The following is a 16,554-nucleotide window of genomic DNA, read 5'->3' on the forward strand; positions in this document are numbered from 1 at the left end:
CGTCATTTTCTCCCTGCGGCGATGGCGTAACCTCAATGCATCCAACACATCATGCAAGGTGAATGAGATGAGTGATGCAACGAAAGGCACTGCGGTGGTGACAGGCGCGTCGACCGGGATGGGGGCCATTTATGCCGCCAGACTGGCAAAGATGGGATATGACCTGATCATTGTCGCCCGGAACCACAATCGTCTGAACCAGATGGCCAGCCATATCACGGCGGATAGCCAGCGTAACGTGGAAGTGGTGGCCGCCGACTTGAACGACGCCGGGCAACTGGCGGCGCTGGAGATGAAGTTACGCCATGATGCCAGCATTACGTTATTAGTGAATAACGCCGGTATCGGCACACACACGCCATTGGTGGACAGCGATGTCGACCAAATGACGACGATGATTAATCTCAACGTCACCGCGTTGACCCGGCTGACTTACGCCGTTGTGCCAGGATTTATCAGCCGGGGGCGGGGGGCTATCATCAATATTGCTTCGATTGTCGGCATCGCGCCTGAGATCCTGAACGGGGTGTACGGTGGGAGCAAGGCCTATGTGCTGGCATTCAGCCAGTCTCTTCATCATGAGTTGGCGGATAAAGGGATTCAGGTTCAGGTGGTGCTGCCCAGCGCGACAGCGACCCCCTTCTGGGATAACGGCGGTTTGCCGTTAAGTCAGCTCGACCCGGAGATTGTGATGAAAGCCGAAGACATGGTCGATGCCGCCCTGACCGGATTCCTGCATGGTGAGCTGATCACCATCCCGTCACTGCATGACGAAAGCCGTTTGCAGCAATGGGAACAGGCACGTCAGGCCGTGATTCAGGACTTTTCACACAATATCCCGGCCGCGCGTTACCTGGGATCACAGGAGAAATAAGATGAGTCGTTTGCATACGGATTCACTTGAGGAAGCCAGTGGCAAAGCCGCAGAACTGTTCAAAGGTATTAAGCAGGCGATGGGTAAAGTCCCCAATGCTTATCTGACCATTGGCAGCAATGCCCCTGATATTCTGGCGCAAACCTTACAGCTTAACGCGGCGCTGTCCAGGAGTAGTCTCAGCGCGCGTGAGCGAGAGGCGATTAACCTCGCGGTCAGTGAGGAAAGTGGCTGTGATTATTGCCTTGCTGCACATACGCCGCAAGCGATCAAAGCCGGTTACAGCGAGGCGCAGACGCTTGAACTGCGTCAGGGATTTCTGGTCGATGATGCCAGAATCGATGCGCTGGTGAAGTTTGTACAACTGTTGGTATCAACGCGCGGCACGTTATCCGCCCATCATGTCAGTGCATTGCGTGACGCCGGTTTTAATGACCAGCAAGTGGTTGAAACCATCGGTGTGGTGACCGCGATTCTGTTCACCAACATGATTAATCGGGTCAATGATACCGAAGTAGATTTTCCGCCGATTCCATCACTGTAGGGTTATGACCAGACAGGCTTTTCAGCACGTAAGCCTGCCTGGTTGATGGTTATTTCTGAAACGCGGTGAAGATAATTTTAACCCCTAACAACACCAGGATCGCCGAAGAAATGGTGTCAATGGCGCGCTTAAGGCGCAGGTAAATATCTCGTGGTCTTTTCGAGGACAATAAAATAGCCACCAGTGAATACCATCCGGCATCAATCACAAATGCCATCAGCGGAATAATGTAATAGAAATAGCCGGGGATCTCTTTGGGCAACAACGCGGTAAAAATGGAGGCAAAGACCAGGGCGGTTTTCGGATTACTCAACTGGGTCAACAATCCGTCACGCCAGGTGCCCAGCAAGGAGTGCGCTTCGGATAAGGATTCAGACGTCACGCTAAAGGGTTTTGATGCATTCTTCGCGATCTTATAGCCCATCCAGATAAGATAGAGGCCACCAGCAATTTTCAATCCGGTAAATAATTCGGGCAATGCAATCAGAATTCTTTCCAGACCAAACATCGCCATGATGGAAAAGATCGCCGCCCCGGTTCCCATGCCGAGTGCAGTTAACAGGCCATGTAATCGCGAGCGTGCGACGGCATTACGGGCAACGTAGATAAAACTTGGACCAGGGCTGATCACGCCCATAATTAAAACCGCAGCAATCGCCATCAAACTCGACAACAACATAGTTTCTCCAACCATCACCCTGAAATTATAGGATGCAGAATACACGCCAGGCAGGACTGGGGCTATCCTGTTGTTGGGATCGCAACCAACGACCATGATGACAAGAGAGAAAATGATGTCAGGTGAAAATAATCTCCAGGTTTTGCTGCGCACGGCGACGCCCCGACGCAATGAGGGGCAATATGTATTTTGTACGTTGCAGCAACCAGCGGCTGAGTTGCTGGCACAGGCGGTGGTTGTGGTACAGGAGCGTGAAGGGACTACGCTGGTGCTGCCGCAGGCGGTGGCGCAGGCACGGGACATCGATTATGACTACCTCGCCGGATGGATCACTCTCGAAGTCCATTCTTCACTCGCCGCCGTGGGCCTGACTGCGGCATTTTCTACGGCTCTGGCAGAGGAGGGCATCAGCTGTAACGTGGTGGCGGGTTACTACCATGATCATATTTTTGTCGCCTGGGACGATACCGAGCGCGCCATCGCCGTGATTCGTTCTCTTGCCGCACGCTGAGGTCAATATGCTGGTCGCGCAAGTTTCAGATATTCATGCTTCCCCCGACAATGACAATCTGCAACGGTTTGATAAGGCGCTTGCCTGGCTCGATCAGCTTAAGCCGGACGTGCTGGTGCTGACCGGGGACTTGATTGATAACCAGTGGCTTGCAGGGTATTCGCAGATTGCAGAGCGGCTGAGCCGGAAAACCTGGCCTTCGCGGGTACTTCCCGGTAATTCCGATGATCGCCGCCAGATGCGTGCTGTCTGGGGGGCTGCTGCCGCAGATGAGTTTCTGCACTTCAATTATGATGCTGGAGTTCTTCGTCTGATCGGCCTGGACTCCACGTTGGTGAACACGACCGCAGGTAGTGTAGTCAACCATATTGCCTGGCTGGAGCAACAACTCCGGGATATCCATACGTCACCAGCGCTGCTATTTCTGCATCATCATGTTTTTGCTTCGGGGATCCCCTCGCTGGACCAGACGATGTGTGCAGGGACTGCGGAACTGGCCGCACTGCTCAGGCATATGCCCGGCAAGGTTCTGGCAATTGCCACCGGGCATGTCCACCGACCGATCGCCGGGTCATTAGCCGGTGTTCCGGCGTATATCTGCGGCTCGCTGTGCCCGGCAAATCCCGTCTGGTTTGGTACAGATACGATCCCCCCGGTTAACGATCCGCCGGCGCTGATGATTCATCGCTATGTGGATAATGTACTGACCAGTCACCATGTTTCCATTTAACACCGGTGCATATGACGTAGCGGCGCGATAATGACGGTAGAGGCTAAGCAAAGGAACCTCGTACGCGCAAAGTGAACGGGTACATCGCGAAATTATCCTCAGGTTAGGCCGCTATCCGCATCGCAATACGCTGTTGGGCAGGACGTTATCTGCCGATGAACAGGCCTTTCTGGAGAAACAGCGCTTATCTTTCTTCTGAATTCAGCCACATACCCAGGAACTATACATATGCTTAGCATCTGCATATACTGTGCATATGCGCGTGGTGTGCTTTGGTCAGGCCGAACGGAAAGGAGAATATGATGAGAACCGTTTCTATTTTTAAAAATGGTAATAATCGCGCTATTCGTTTACCGCGCGATCTCGATTTTGAAGGTGTTAGTGAATTAGAGATTATTCGTGAAGGTGACAGCATCATTTTACGTCCCGTTCGTCCGACCTGGAGTTCGTTCAGTCAATTTGAAAAGGCTGACGCAGATTTTATGAAAGAGCGCGGGGACATTGTCAACGACGAAGGACGCTTTGAACTGTGAATAAGACCTACATGCTGGACACGAACATATGCTCATTTATCATGCGTGAACAACCGGAGGCGGTGATCACTCGTCTTGAGCAAAGCGTGTTGCGCGGACACCGCATCGTAGTGTCCGCTATCACCTATGCTGAAATGCGCTTCGGCCCGATTGGCAAGAAGGCTTCTCCGCGTCATGTGCTGCTTGTTGACGCATTCTGCGCCCGTCTTGATGCCATTCTCCCTTGGGATAAAGCAGCTGTTGATGCGACCACGGAGATCAAGGCATTGCTGGCGAGCGCCGGAACCCCCATCGGACCTAACGACACCGCCATAGCCGGGCATGCAGTGGCTGTGGGTGCCATTCTGGTCACTAACAATACGCGGGAGTTTGAGCGGGTAACCAATCTCATGCTGGAGGACTGGAGTCACCAGTGATTTGGCCTGGAAAAGACCTCCCGGACCGCTGTCATGCTGTTTCCCGCCCGCGAAAAGGACCCGCTATGGTAAGCTTCCAAAAAGGTACGTAAGTGTGCAAGGTGGCTCATAATGTTACCTGTCCATCATGATTGCGCGATAAATCGCGCCGCTACATCATCAGCGCCGTTCAGGCGCTTTTTTCAGTGCCCTGCGTCAACGGCTGTTCGTAAGGTGATATCACCGCCGCGCCTGATTTGTGCCACCAACAGCAGCCCCGGTAAGGAAAGCGTTGCTCCGGCCAGACCGACCCAGATGATCCCCTGCACCGACATAACACCGAAAACCAACATGAACAAGCTGACGGTGCTGCCTGAAACCTAAGTCACATTTAACTTATATCTCATGGTTAGCTTCATCCATTGTTTAAAAATTTTTTAATGCCGTGGGAATAAACCTGCCGCTCATTCGTCTTATGGGCTCAATGTGAGCAGGGTGAGCTAAAAAATGATTCCAACTCCACTTTCCACTGGTCAGAAGACGCTACGTTTGTTGCTAATCGGCCTGGTTCCACTGGTTATACTCGTGTTGTTTTTATGGGCGGGAGGCTGGCTGACGCCAGAGCGACTGACTTCCGACAAACTGGTTTCGGTGTTGCAGCAAGCGGGGGGTGAGCATCCGGGGTATCGCCGTAACCATGCCAAAGGGATCTGCGTGATTGGCACCTTTGCCTCCAACGGCAACGCCAGCGCGTTATCACGCGCTGCCCTTTTCGCGCCGGGTGATACCCCGGTAACCGGGCGTTTCGCCATCGCAGGGGGGAATCCATCCGCGCCGGATTACGCGGTGCCGGTGCGCAGCATGGCGCTGGCGTTTCAGCAAAAAGATGGTGAGCAATGGCGCACCGGGATGAATGCCATGCCGCTGTTTCCGGTGGCGACGCCGGAAGGATTCTATGCGCTGCAAACCGCGACGCTGCCCGACCCGGCGACCGGCAAGCCGGATCCACAAAAGTTAGGAGCCTTCGTCGAAAAATATCCTGAATTCAAAGCCTTTCTCGCCTGGGCGAAACAATACGTTCCTTCGTCCAGTTGGGCCAGCGATCGTTTCAATAGCCTGAATGCGTTCCGGTTCATTGATAAAACGGGCGCTGCGCATCTGGTGCGCTGGAGTATGGTGCCTCATGCCGCTTATCAGGCGATTAGCGCGGCGGATAAAAATAACAAAGATTTTCTTCAGCAGGACCTGCAACAACGCCTGAACCAGGGGCCACTGGAATGGGACCTGGTGATCACCGTTGCGCAACCGGGTGATGATGGCAGCAATGCAACAAAAGTCTGGCCTGCCGATCGCCAAACCATCAATGCCGGAACCCTGGTGTTAACCCGCGCGGTGCCGCAGCAGCAGGGGCCGTGCAACGACATCAATTACGATCCGCTGATCCTGCCTGATGGGATTGCTGCCTCCGATGATCCGTTGCTCAATGCGCGCTCAGCAGCCTATGCCAAATCCTATAACCTGCGTACACATGAACAGGCGCAACAAGCGGGGACGCACTTATGAAACATGTCGGTTATTTTCACCCTGCGCTGCGCGTGATCCATTGGTTAATGGCGGCGGCGATTGTGGCGATGCTGTTTATTGGCGTGGCGATGGTTGCCACCGTGTCGTCACTGCATAGCCTGCTGGTGACAATCCATAAACCATTAGGCCTGATGATTCTGGTGTTGGTGGTGGTGCGACTGTGGTTGCGCTTCACTACCGTCACTCCGGCACTGCCCTCAACCATACCCGCCTGGCAACGTGGCATGGCGCATCTTTCGCACTGGGCGCTGTATGCCATGATGCTGATTCAGCCGTTGATCGGCTGGGCGATGCTGTCTGCGGCGGGAGTGCCGATCGCTTTAGGGGGGAAATGGCTACTGCCGCCGATTTTGCCGGTGAACAATGATTGGTATGCCATACTGCGTCCTTTGCACACTCTGGTGGCGCTGATGTTGTTTATCACCGTGCTGCTGCACCTGGCCGCCGCGTTGTTTCATGCCCTGGTGTTGCGCGATGGGGTTTTTGCCAGCATGTCTGGCTCCCGCAGACGCTAAAGGAGAGTCATGCCACAGCTGACTGATGATGAAATTCGCCAGGTGATGCCGCATCTTGAACGCTTTGCGCTGTGGTTGACGCGCAATCCGCACAGCGCGGAAGACCTGGTACAAAGCTGCCTGACGAAAGCGTTAACTCGCCAACGTCAAAGCGAGGGGGATCAAAGTCTGCGTGCCTGGCTGTTTGCCATCCTGTACCGTCAGTTTGTTGATGGGGAACGGCGGCGCAAACGCTATATGAAGCTGCTGACTTTTTTCACCGGCGAGGAGATGTTCGCGCAATCCAGCGAGTCGATGGCGATTGCCGACGATACGTTGGCGGTATTTGCTGCATTACCGGAGGATTATCGCGTCATTTTGTTGCTGGTCAGCGTTGAGGGGCTGAGCTATAAAGAGGCGGCCGAAACGCTGGATATTCCCCTGGGCACCGTGATGTCACGGCTCTCAAGGGGACGTAAGTTGCTGCATGAGCAACTGGAAGGTAAGGCGACGCCGCTGCCGCTAAGGAGACTGAAATGACTTTGCCCCCTGATGAACACGAACTCCATGCCTGGATGGATGGGGAAGCGGATGAAGCAACGGCAGAGCGCGTTGAACGTTATCTGAAGGACAATCCGCAGGCTGCCGCGCAAGTTGCGGGCTGGCGGGCTGACGCACAGCAATTACGTCAGGCCATCAGTCGACACTCGCTAACGCTTGACCGTCCCCATCCGCAATATCTGCGGCGTCGGGTGCGGCAGCAGCGGTTACGGCAACTGGCGACGGCGTGCATGCTGGTGCTGGCGACAAGCGTTGGCGGTTTCGCGGGTTGGCAACTGAAGGAATCGCAGGTCATCGCCAGCCCGCAGCCGATGGAAGATGCGGTGCAGGCCTATAAAATTTTTGATAACCAGACCCAAACCCCAATGGACATGGTGGCAAGCCAGCACGCTGAACTCAGTAGCTGGGTGGCACGTTATTTTATCAATGGTAATCCGCCACCCAACCTCGAGCAGTTTGGTTTCAGGCTGGTCGGCGCGCGGCTGATGGCGACAGCGCAAGGGCCAGCCGCGCTGATTATGTATCAGGATCCACAGGGAACTCGGGTGGGGTGGTATATCCGCCCACTGGACCCGGTCAAATTGCCTCATGGTGAACGCCGGGCTGATGATGTGATGGCGCAGTACTGGAGTGACCAGCATTATAACTACGCGCTGGTAACGCCGATCAATTCATCCGGGGTGAGCGGGTTACGCAAGGCGGTGGCGTTGGCAACGAGTTAATATTATCGGGCAGTATTCAAAGGGAATAACAACGGAGGTTTACCAATGGCAAAGAATGCTAATTTCAACAGGAAAAGAACGCCCTGTTTGCTGTCAGATATTCTCATCTAAGATAAGCGCATTAAGCACATGGTCCTGCCAGCTACCGTTGATTTTGAGGTAGGACTTTGCAAAACCCTCCTGGCTAAATCCAAGTTTAGTCAGGGTGTTGCTGCTACGCAGGTTGCCGGGAAGGTGATTCGCCATCACCCGATGCAAACCATACTCTCTCTGCACATAAGAAAGGGCTATCTCCAACGCTTCGTGCATTAATCCTTTGCCCTGATAAGCGTGGTCAAGCGAAAACCCCAGATAGCAGGCCTGGAAAACGCCATACACGAAGTTGGTAAAATTGATGCTGCCGATGATTTTGTCTTCATCTTTGGGTGTGAAAACCAGCAGCAGATTCTTTCTGGCGGCAAAATCAGTGGCTGAATCGGCAATCCGCTGACGGGTGTGTTCAAGGGTGAAATATTCTTCAGTGCGTAGGGGTTCAAAGCGGGAAAGATGATCCCGGTTATTTAGCAAAAAGGCGAGATAAGCCTCGGCGAAATTTTCTGTCAGCAGATAAATATCGGTACGTGCGGTGGAAAGTAAACGCATTTTCTTCCTTGAAGCGAGATAACAATGAGGGGAATTATAGGTTATTTCGGTCCAGCGCTCCAAAGGTTAAATACCGTGAGGGGCCGGTTTTCCCATTACAATCTTTGCTTTTTAATCCATGTCAGGGCATCTGCCGCAGGTAAAGGGCGAGAAAAGTGGAAGCCCTGAAACAGGTGGCAACCCATATTTTTCAGATATTCGAAGTATTCTTCATTTTCAATTCCCTCGGCCAGAACATTTAACCCCATCTCACGGGAGAGTTCGATGGTTTTTTGTACCACCAGCGAGGCTGATTCATTTTTGAACACCTGCATAATAAGCGACTTATCGATCTTGATATCATCGACGGCGAAATCACTGATTGATTTTAACGATGAGTATCCGACACCAAAGTCATCAATCGCCCATTTAATACCCAACCCACTAAAATGTTGCATGACTTCAGCAATTCTGTCCTGGTCGTAAATGAAGGTGGTTTCGGTAATTTCAAACTTGATTCTTTCCGGCCGGATTTTTGCCTGAGATAACGTCAGCAGCGTATCCTGAGTAAAGTCTCGGTGCATTAATTGTAACGGGCTGATATTGATAGAGAAGGCGATGTCGCCGAGGTGATGAAGACGTTCCCATTCCGCAATCTGGCGCAAGGTCTGCTCCATTACCCATCGCCCTATCTCGATAATTAAACCACTCTTCTCTGCAATTGGAATGAAGACTTCAGGGGAGATAAATCCTTTCGCCGGATGTTTCCAGCGCAGCAAAGCTTCGAATCCAATCAGTGCTTTATGACTATCAAGTTGTGGTTGGTAATACAGTTGTAATTGATTCCTTTCAATAGCGAGGGAAAGCTCACGTTTAATCAAGTCGGTTTCAGAATAATTGCCGCGTGCGGTAAATACGGTTAATAAAAGCGCCACAACCGGCACAGAACAGTTCGCGATATAAAAGCCGGAGACATGTGCCATATCAGTCTGGAAACGGCCATCCTGCCAGATGGTGCCGGTCGAAACAAAAAAGAGATAGGCCAGCAGACAGATGAGAGGGAAAACCTGTTTCAGATACCAGGATTGCTGTCGTAATACCAATGCACCACCAATGGTCAAAGCCACAAGATAATTGTATTCAGAATGTTTGGCGAAATCATGATTATTATCAAAGAGACAAAGTAGAATGATGCTAATCAACAAACTATGCGTAATGATATAAATGTGACGATTGATATTGTTCCAGAAGGCAGCCGCTGAAATATATATGCCCAATATTGTGGTCATACAATAAAACAGTGAAATGAGGTGTTCTCCGATGGAGAAGTTCAAACTGGCCATGTATAAACCGGCCAAAATGCTGGAGGTGCCAGAGATGAGAATGGTCAGGCGTAGCTTTCTCTCAGCGCTATTGCCTTTGAGAATGAATGGTAAATTCTTTACTTTTGCGTATCTGGTGGCGAAATAAGCATTCATTCTGTTGTCTCTTTTTTTAATGTTATAGCTGGTGGACAATCATACTATAGCGAGATTGCAGTTGTTGGGTGTCATAATTTTTTTTAATTATTTTATCGTTGGCGTCGGGATTAAAGATATATCTTGTGTGCTGCGAGTTTAATTTGGCGGAGTACAGAACGGTTTTTGTGCAAGAAAGGCGAGGAAAGAATAATTTATCCGGGCCTTTTATCAAAAGATAAAAGGCCCGCGAGACGGTAATCAGTTCAGGTTAATCAGCGCCAAATCACGCGGGCCGCTGTAGAGATCATGGCCCAATGTGGCTTTATCGTCATCCACCTGGAAGCGGGTCACCGACTGTTGCAGGTTAACCACCTGCTCTTGCAGGGAACTGGCGGCGGTCGCCACTTCTGACACCAGCGAAGCGTTCTGCTGGGTTACGCCGTCCATCTGCTGAATGGCGATATTGATCTGCGAGATGCCACGGGTCTGCTCTCCGGAAGCCAGCATCACTTCATCCATAATTTCGACCACTTTCTTCACATCAACCATCACTTCATTCATGGTGACGCCTGCCTGTTTCACCAGCCCGGAACCCTGTTCGATGCTGCTGAGCGAATCATTAATCATGGTGCCAATCTCTTTGGCTGCGGTGGCGCTACGCTGTGCCAGCACGCGAACTTCTGAAGCCACGACCGCGAACCCGCGCCCGGCTTCACCGGCTCGTGCTGCTTCAACTGCGGCGTTCAGCGCCAGCAGGTTGGTCTGGAAAGCGATGCCATCAATAACACCGACGATGTCACCAATTTTTGCCGAGCTTTTCTCAATTGAGCTCATGGTGGAAACCACTTCAGACACCACATTGGCCCCGCGTGAAGCGGAATTTGAGGCTTTCTGTGACAGCGCGTTCGCCTTACGGGTGTTGTCTTCGTTATTTTGCACCGTCGCCATAATCTGTTCCATGCTGGAGGCGGTCTCATCCAGTGAAGCGGCTTGCTGCTCGGTACGGCTGGAAAGGTCGATATTGCCGGAAGCAATCTCTTCCACACCGGTGCCAATTGCATCTGTACCACTGCGCACCATCAGCACCATATTTTCCAACCCGTCGCGCATGCGCTGCACGGCGGCAAACAACTGGGCTATCTCGTTTTTCCCGCTGATATCAATGCGATCACGCAGATCACCCTCCGCAATGCGGTCAAATACATTAATCACATGATTCAACGGCTTAACGATCAGATTGGTCATTACCGACCAGGCCAGACCGGCCAACACCACAGCACAGGCGATGGCGAAGTACAGCACCCACTCCATACGTTTTACCCGGTCGCTGGAGTCGTCATAGGCGACATCAATGCTTTTCAGTTTAAAGGCAACCAGCGCTTTGGAGGCGGTATCAAATGCGCCATACAGCGCCGTCGATTTTCCGGCTCGCTGACGATATTCGTCCAGCTTACCGGCTTCCAGCGCGGCAAAGGCGGGATCAATGAATTCTTTCATTAACGCGTCACGGGTGGAGGCCATTTTAGCCGCAATGGGCTGCTCTTCTGCGGATTGCGGGTATTTCAGATAGTCCTGCCATTTTGCGCTGGCGCTGTCAATTTTACCGCGGGCGCGTTCCAGCGCGACTTTGGCTTTTTCTGTGTCGCCGCTACCCATCAGTGATTCATATAAACGCAAATCCAGCCGGCCGCGTAATAAGAGTTCTGAACTTTCATTCAGCGCCACTAATCCCGGCAAAACTTCGGTATCTACCGTGGCAAAGGATTTATTTCCCGACTGCACGGCAAATAATCCCAGAACGCCTACGAAGAGTAATAATGCAGTCAATGAAAAAATCATTATGCTGAGTGCAGTACGGATCTTTATTCTACGAAACATAGAGTATTCCCTGCTAACGATTAAATGATAAAAAGGAGTGTGCTGTCGAAAATAATTCCTTTATTAAAAAAACAGGAAGTAACCTGAGTGACTTCCTGACCAGAGTGGCGATTAATGACTTTCCGTTGCGACAGGCGTGTGCGTTAAAAACGTTTTCAGTTTTTCATGATAAAACTTTGCCTGCATCATGGTGCCGTGGCCGCTGGTTTCTGCGCTCGCCGGAATGAGCAGCAACTCAGCCTGTTTTATTTGATTTAATTCACCTTGCAGAATGCCGGTTTCAACCGGATTGCGTTCATCATCCGCAGAATTAATAATCAGCATCGGCGCTTTGATGCGATGCAAAGCGGGCAACGCATTGTAATTTGCTGACGAACCCCAGATATAAATAAGGTCGTTAGCATCGGCAGTGACCGGTGCCGCGAGACGTTCATCAACCAGCTTATCCGCCAGCGCGCGCGTTGGTGCTTTGTGTTGATAAGCCAGCGTGCCACCTGTTGTGGCGATACTGAACATAATATTGGCGGTTTTAAGTACCGATGGCTGCTGGCGGTAGTTGCCTTCGGCCCAGGCCGGATCGCCTTTGATGGATTCAATCAACATTCGGCGCAGCATCCAGTTGCGTCCCGATAATTCATTGGGCTGTGAGGCCATCGGCACTAACGCATCCATCATTGACGGGTATTTTTCACCCCATAGCCAGGTCTGCATTCCCCCCATCGAATATCCCATCACCAGTCGCAGATGAGAAATCCCCAGACCCTCTTTAATTAAACGATATTGGGCAGTAACCATATCGTCATAATCATAGTGGGGAAATGCCATACGCAAACCATCCGAAGGCTTGGATGATTTTCCGGAGCCAATACTTTCCGGGATGATAATAAAATATTTGCTGCTATCCAGTGCCTGTCCCGGACCGAATAACTCACCGGCAAAACCCTGGGCCAGTAAGGCTTTGATGGGTTGATTAGTTCCGTGCAGTAATAATACCGCAGGTTTACTGCGGTCGCCGAGCGTGTAGTAATGAATGCGGAGATCTTTTAGTTTTTCGCCGTTATTAAAGTTAAATTCTTTGGCGACCCAGTCAGCTTCTTTTGGTGTGGGTAATGCATTCGCTGCCTGGGCTAAAGGTGATAAAGCTAACAGAATGGCGCCCGCCATTCCTGATATCGTGCGACTAATCATAAAAGCAACTCTTAAGTTATATGTAGTCCCCTGGAGGCCTGATATTAGTTTCAATTAAGAAAAATCCCAATGGACATCAACAACATCAGAGAAAAAACATACAATGCTCTTAATTTTTGAGTTTTAACAAGACGATTTTTAGTCGGTTTTTCTTAGGATAATACATCCGTGTATTATTTTTGCGGTCCGGTTCAGAGGATTAGTTCAGCCTGATACAAGTAAAGGCCCTGTTTTCTCCTTTACACCTGTTGCATTGCTTAAGCGTGGTGCTTGCGGCTATTTCTTCTTACCAAAAGAGGGCGTCTCGCTGGAGAAACGTGCTTCGCGCGCATCGCGCTCATAACCTTGCGGTTCGCACAACATGCCGTAGAGATCAGGACGGCGGCCGTGGATCCAGCGCCGTCCGGTCGACATTGTCAGCAAACGGGTGTCCAGTTCTGCGACCACCAGCGTATCCTCAGCAGACCAGGTTTCATTGATGATCCTGCCGTAGGGATCCAGCACCATCGCGTTGCCGGTGCGGATCTCGCCGTTATCCAGACCCACGCCATTGCTGAACAGAATAAACAGCCCATTATCGTGCGCTCTGGATGGTAGCCAACGCATTAACCAACCCCGGCCGCTGTCACCCCGCAAGGCAGCTTCCAGCGCTTCGGGTTGCTCGCGGCGGTTTTCCCACAGACTAACGGGAATCGGTTTCATGCCAAACGGGCTGCGGGAGTGTGTACCGCCGGTTTGATGGGGGGCGATCAGAATATCTGCGCCCATCAGCGCGGTAATGCGGGCGTTTTCAACCAGATTGTTATCCCAGCAAATCAGCACCCCGGCTTTAACGCCCCAGGGGGTGTCGAATACGGTGAAGCGATCGCCACGCGCAATGGCGGGATGTTCAAATGCGTACATTTTTCGATGCACATGGACGCTACCATCCGGCATACAAACCGCGTAGGCATTGTAATTGAGTCCATCTTTCCCCCGCTCGATGAGACCCGCGCCAATCGCCATCTCATGCTGTTTTGCCAATGCCAGGAGTAGGGCCAGTGAGGGGCTATCCTCGATGGATTCAGCCAGATCGCTTACCTGGTCAGCAGTGAGATCGGGAACATGCCAGTAGCCGGTAATGCACATTTCGGGAAAGGCCAGAATCTGGATGCCCTGACTGGCGGCTTGCTGAATAAAGCCTTTCATCACACCAAGATTGTACGCTTTGTCGCTGGCACGATGACAAAACTGCACGGTGGCAACCCGGATTAACTCGTCCATCGTTTTTTCTCCTCATTCGAAAGTGTTGAGATTTCATCAGAGGGAAAGCACCGGGTATAATCACCAATTATCCACTTTTGATAACGAACTGGAATGGATATCAAACTGCTGCGCGCATTCGTCACCTTAGCCGAGCAGGGGCGCTACCATCAGGCGGCAGAAGCCCTGTGCATCACGCAACCGGCCCTGACGAAACAGATTCAGACCCTGGAGCATTTGATCGGGCTGACGCTATTTCAACGCGGGCGTCACGGGGCAAAACTCACGGTCAGCGGGCAGCAACTGTTGCCTGGCGCCCGCGACCTGTTACAACGTCACGAAATTTTCCGTTCTGACGTCGCAGGTTTGCAAAACGGTCACGCGGGAGAGTTGAAACTGGGGTTTGGTATCTCTTCTTTTCAACTCGCCCCGTTGAGCGTGGCGGCTTTTCGCGCCCGTTATCCATCCGTCAAAATTTTGCTGAATGACCTGCCTTCTGCCATGCAGTTTCAATTGCTTACTGATGGCCAGTTGCAGTGTGGATTTGTCCGGTTGCCCGCACCGGAGCATCTGCAAGCGGCGGTGCTGGAGGAAGAGGCATTGGTGCTTGCCGCACCAGAGCGTTTCGCCGCGATGGGTGACTTTCGCCAGGTGATCGAAAGCAATCAGCTATTGCAGCTCAGCCCGACCCGGGGGGAAGGGCTGGTGGCGCAGGGAGCCGCTTTTTTGCGTGCGCAGCAACTGGCTGCACAAACCCTTGCTGCGGCAGATGATATTCAGACGCTGCTGGCGCTGGTCGCTGCCGGAGAGGGCGTGGCATTGCTGCCTGCCAGCGTCAGGCATATCCAGCCATCAGGGGTGGCATTGTTGACGTTGAGTGGTGAACAGACACGCTGGAAAACCGGGATTGCCTGGAATCCTCGAATCCGGGATCCACTGCGTGATAACTTTCTGAGTGTGGTGTTGACGCCAGACAAGTGATGTATGGCTTAGCAAAGGAAATATATTAGCGGATGGGAAATTGCATTTAATGCTGCAAAACTCTTATTTTTGTTTTGGAAGTGTTAAAAGCCCAGGGCCACCGAATCAGGTATGCTACGATAGCCGCTTTTATTTTCACCAGACTATCCAGCTAACACTTGGTTAATTAAAAAATGCAGGAAGAAATTAAACAATACATCTCTGTCATTCTTAAAGAATGGCAGCCTTTACGTGCAGAACTTCCACAAAATGTAATAGTCATTCTGCGAAATATTGCAGAAGAACAATCAGACAATTTAGCGCATCGATTTTATGAAAGTTTGTTTAAAGATCCAGCAATTGCCAGGCATTTGTCCTATGAGTTGGTAGAAGAACAACTTAGTCGCTCTCTGTCTAAATGGGTGAAAGCGATCCTGACTCAGGACGAAAGCCAGTTTGAAACGCTGGCGCAACAGCAATATCACGTTGGGGGCGTGCATGCGCGCATTGGTATTCCGGTGGAATTTGTCCAGCGCGGTGCCCGGCAACTTAAATATGGTATTTACGACTACATCACCCAGCACAATATTGAAACCGAGCTGGGTTTACAGGTGATGCACTATGCCGCGATGGCCATTGATATCGCTATCGAAATGATGAGTCACGCCTATGCGATGTCGCATTATCGGGCAACGCGAAATGAAGAGGCGTATCGCATGCATGTATTGATGAATAACGCCTGGCAGGAACAAGGTAAACAGCAGTCAGCACTTTCCAGTTGGGAAAACTCAGTGATCTATGGACTGGTCAGTGGCGTACACCAGACGGAAGCGTTGATAAAAATTTCCGACTCTAACTTTGGCTTATGGTTCCGTCATAAATGCGTTCGTCAATTTGGTGAAACAGAACAAATTCAGCAGATACGCCTGCTGATGACAACCATTGATCAAAAGATGGCTAGCCTGGATATCACCACGGATATACCCGTAGAAAAATTGCAAGATCTGTTACGTATCATTCATGCCTGCTGTCAGAAAATTAGCACCTATATGGAGATGCTGTTTAACGACGTGTCGCATATGCAGGACGGTAAAGACGCTCTGACGAATTTACTTAACAAACGTTATTTGCCGATTGTTCTGAAACATGAAGTCAGCCTGGCGATGGAAAACCATTTGCCATTAAGCGTGGCAATCATCGATGTGGATTTTTTCAAAAAGGTCAACGATGAATGGGGACATTCGGTTGGCGATCGCGCATTAACGCATGTTGCCAATTTACTCAGCGATAATATTCGCGCCAGCGATTATGTTTTCCGCTATGGCGGAGAAGAGTTCCTGATTGTGCTGGTGGAAGCGGGGCAGTCCGAGGCGTATATGCTACTGGAACGTATTCGCCGCATCGTCAGTAGCACACCTTTTGAAGCGGTTTCCGGTCAGAACCTCCCCATCACAGTCAGTATTGGTTATACCGTTCATGATGGACACCCTGACTATAATCAGTTACTCAATCGGGCAGATGTTGCGTTGTATGAAGCTAAACGCAACGGCAGGAATCGTATCGAGCAACATAAGTAGG

Annotated in this window: 19 protein-coding genes and 1 pseudogene; 13 read left to right on the forward strand and 7 right to left on the reverse strand. The window is 51.3% G+C overall.

Translation table 11 applies throughout. From position 1 onward, the window contains the following. The first annotated feature begins 67 nt into the window (after positions 1 to 67). Both AC6I8R_RS24205 and AC6I8R_RS24210 read left to right on the forward strand, forming a co-directional pair. Positions 68 to 874, forward strand: coding sequence for an SDR family NAD(P)-dependent oxidoreductase (locus AC6I8R_RS24205; protein ID WP_415175535.1), 807 nt, complete (start codon positions 68 to 70; stop codon positions 872 to 874). Position 875: 1 nt separating this feature from the next. After that, positions 876 to 1,418, forward strand: coding sequence for a carboxymuconolactone decarboxylase family protein (locus AC6I8R_RS24210; RefSeq protein ID WP_497833102.1), 543 nt, complete (start codon positions 876 to 878; stop codon positions 1,416 to 1,418). A 49-nt stretch (positions 1,419 to 1,467) separates the two neighbouring features. Here the strand turns inward: AC6I8R_RS24210 and AC6I8R_RS24215 are convergent, their stop codons facing one another. Next, entirely contained in the window at positions 1,468 to 2,097 is a 630-nt protein-coding gene (locus tag AC6I8R_RS24215; protein ID WP_208727359.1) for a LysE family translocator, read from the reverse strand. Between the two features lie 115 nt (positions 2,098 to 2,212). Here AC6I8R_RS24215 and AC6I8R_RS24220 point away from each other — a divergent pair, with 115 nt between their 5' ends. From AC6I8R_RS24220 to AC6I8R_RS24240, 5 genes and pseudogenes are all read left to right on the forward strand, one after another. After that, positions 2,213 to 2,608 carry an ACT domain-containing protein gene (locus AC6I8R_RS24220; RefSeq protein ID WP_497831352.1) on the forward strand — a complete coding sequence of 132 codons (396 nt, stop codon included), beginning with the start codon at positions 2,213 to 2,215 and terminating at the stop codon, positions 2,606 to 2,608. A 7-nt stretch (positions 2,609 to 2,615) separates the two neighbouring features. Then, positions 2,616 to 3,338, forward strand: coding sequence for a metallophosphoesterase (locus AC6I8R_RS24225; RefSeq protein ID WP_497833103.1), 723 nt, complete (start codon positions 2,616 to 2,618; stop codon positions 3,336 to 3,338). A gap of 67 nt (positions 3,339 to 3,405) precedes the next feature. Then, positions 3,406 to 3,537, forward strand: a pseudogene (locus AC6I8R_RS24230) (DUF924 family protein); the annotation flags it as partial. A gap of 103 nt (positions 3,538 to 3,640) precedes the next feature. Further along, entirely contained in the window at positions 3,641 to 3,871 is a 231-nt protein-coding gene (vapB, locus tag AC6I8R_RS24235) for a type II toxin-antitoxin system VapB family antitoxin (RefSeq protein WP_415175562.1), read from the forward strand. Continuing rightward, entirely contained in the window at positions 3,868 to 4,287 is a 420-nt protein-coding gene (locus tag AC6I8R_RS24240; protein WP_415175538.1) for a type II toxin-antitoxin system VapC family toxin, read from the forward strand. Before vapB ends, AC6I8R_RS24240 begins: the two co-directional genes overlap by 4 nt. A gap of 182 nt (positions 4,288 to 4,469) precedes the next feature. On the opposite strand, the gene AC6I8R_RS24245 is transcribed toward AC6I8R_RS24240, so the two are convergent. Then, positions 4,470 to 4,619 carry a hypothetical protein gene (locus AC6I8R_RS24245; RefSeq protein ID WP_497833104.1) on the reverse strand — a complete coding sequence of 50 codons (150 nt, stop codon included), beginning with the start codon at positions 4,617 to 4,619 and terminating at the stop codon, positions 4,470 to 4,472. 154 nt (positions 4,620 to 4,773) lie between these two features. Between AC6I8R_RS24245 and AC6I8R_RS24250 the strand changes: the two genes are divergently transcribed. The 4 genes from AC6I8R_RS24250 to AC6I8R_RS24265 are packed head-to-tail and all read left to right on the forward strand — an operon-like array spanning position 4,774 to position 7,627. Continuing rightward, complete coding sequence (locus tag AC6I8R_RS24250; protein ID WP_021185474.1) at positions 4,774 to 5,829, forward strand: catalase family peroxidase; 1,056 nt, start codon at positions 4,774 to 4,776, stop codon at positions 5,827 to 5,829. Then, entirely contained in the window at positions 5,826 to 6,365 is a 540-nt protein-coding gene (locus AC6I8R_RS24255) for a cytochrome b (protein ID WP_497833105.1), read from the forward strand. Before AC6I8R_RS24250 ends, AC6I8R_RS24255 begins: the two co-directional genes overlap by 4 nt. A gap of 9 nt (positions 6,366 to 6,374) precedes the next feature. Then, a complete protein-coding gene (locus AC6I8R_RS24260; RefSeq protein WP_021185476.1) occupies positions 6,375 to 6,884 on the forward strand; it encodes an RNA polymerase sigma factor in 510 nt (169 codons plus the stop codon). Continuing rightward, positions 6,881 to 7,627 carry an anti-sigma factor family protein gene (locus AC6I8R_RS24265; protein ID WP_021185477.1) on the forward strand — a complete coding sequence of 249 codons (747 nt, stop codon included), beginning with the start codon at positions 6,881 to 6,883 and terminating at the stop codon, positions 7,625 to 7,627. The genes AC6I8R_RS24260 and AC6I8R_RS24265 overlap by 4 nt, the downstream gene beginning before the upstream one ends. Before the next feature lie 93 nt (positions 7,628 to 7,720). Here AC6I8R_RS24265 and AC6I8R_RS24270 read toward each other — a convergent pair whose 3' ends face one another. From AC6I8R_RS24270 to AC6I8R_RS24290, 5 genes are all read right to left on the reverse strand, one after another. Further along, the gene (locus tag AC6I8R_RS24270) at positions 7,721 to 8,269 is read right to left on the reverse strand and encodes a GNAT family N-acetyltransferase (RefSeq protein ID WP_497833106.1); all 549 of its coding nucleotides are present in this window, start codon (positions 8,267 to 8,269) and stop codon (positions 7,721 to 7,723) included. A gap of 95 nt (positions 8,270 to 8,364) precedes the next feature. Beyond that, positions 8,365 to 9,726: a putative bifunctional diguanylate cyclase/phosphodiesterase gene (locus tag AC6I8R_RS24275; protein ID WP_497833107.1), complete on the reverse strand. Its 1,362-nt coding sequence runs from the start codon at positions 9,724 to 9,726 to the stop codon at positions 8,365 to 8,367. 240 nt (positions 9,727 to 9,966) lie between these two features. Beyond that, positions 9,967 to 11,586, reverse strand: a complete 1,620-nt coding sequence (locus AC6I8R_RS24280) for a methyl-accepting chemotaxis protein (RefSeq protein WP_021185481.1) — start codon at positions 11,584 to 11,586, stop codon at positions 9,967 to 9,969. Positions 11,587 to 11,697: 111 nt separating this feature from the next. Continuing rightward, positions 11,698 to 12,774: an alpha/beta fold hydrolase gene (locus AC6I8R_RS24285; RefSeq protein ID WP_497833108.1), complete on the reverse strand. Its 1,077-nt coding sequence runs from the start codon at positions 12,772 to 12,774 to the stop codon at positions 11,698 to 11,700. A 276-nt stretch (positions 12,775 to 13,050) separates the two neighbouring features. Next, the gene (locus AC6I8R_RS24290; RefSeq protein ID WP_415175544.1) at positions 13,051 to 14,037 is read right to left on the reverse strand and encodes a nitrilase family protein; all 987 of its coding nucleotides are present in this window, start codon (positions 14,035 to 14,037) and stop codon (positions 13,051 to 13,053) included. 93 nt (positions 14,038 to 14,130) lie between these two features. Here AC6I8R_RS24290 and AC6I8R_RS24295 point away from each other — a divergent pair, with 93 nt between their 5' ends. Together AC6I8R_RS24295 and AC6I8R_RS24300 are read left to right on the forward strand one after the other, a co-directional pair. Then, positions 14,131 to 14,997: a LysR family transcriptional regulator gene (locus AC6I8R_RS24295; protein WP_497833109.1), complete on the forward strand. Its 867-nt coding sequence runs from the start codon at positions 14,131 to 14,133 to the stop codon at positions 14,995 to 14,997. Positions 14,998 to 15,170: 173 nt separating this feature from the next. Next, positions 15,171 to 16,553 carry a diguanylate cyclase gene (locus tag AC6I8R_RS24300; protein ID WP_415175546.1) on the forward strand — a complete coding sequence of 461 codons (1,383 nt, stop codon included), beginning with the start codon at positions 15,171 to 15,173 and terminating at the stop codon, positions 16,551 to 16,553. Position 16,554: the final 1 nt, after the last annotated feature.

Source organism: Pantoea sp. X-Soil-OKNW-713 (assembly GCF_059730685.1).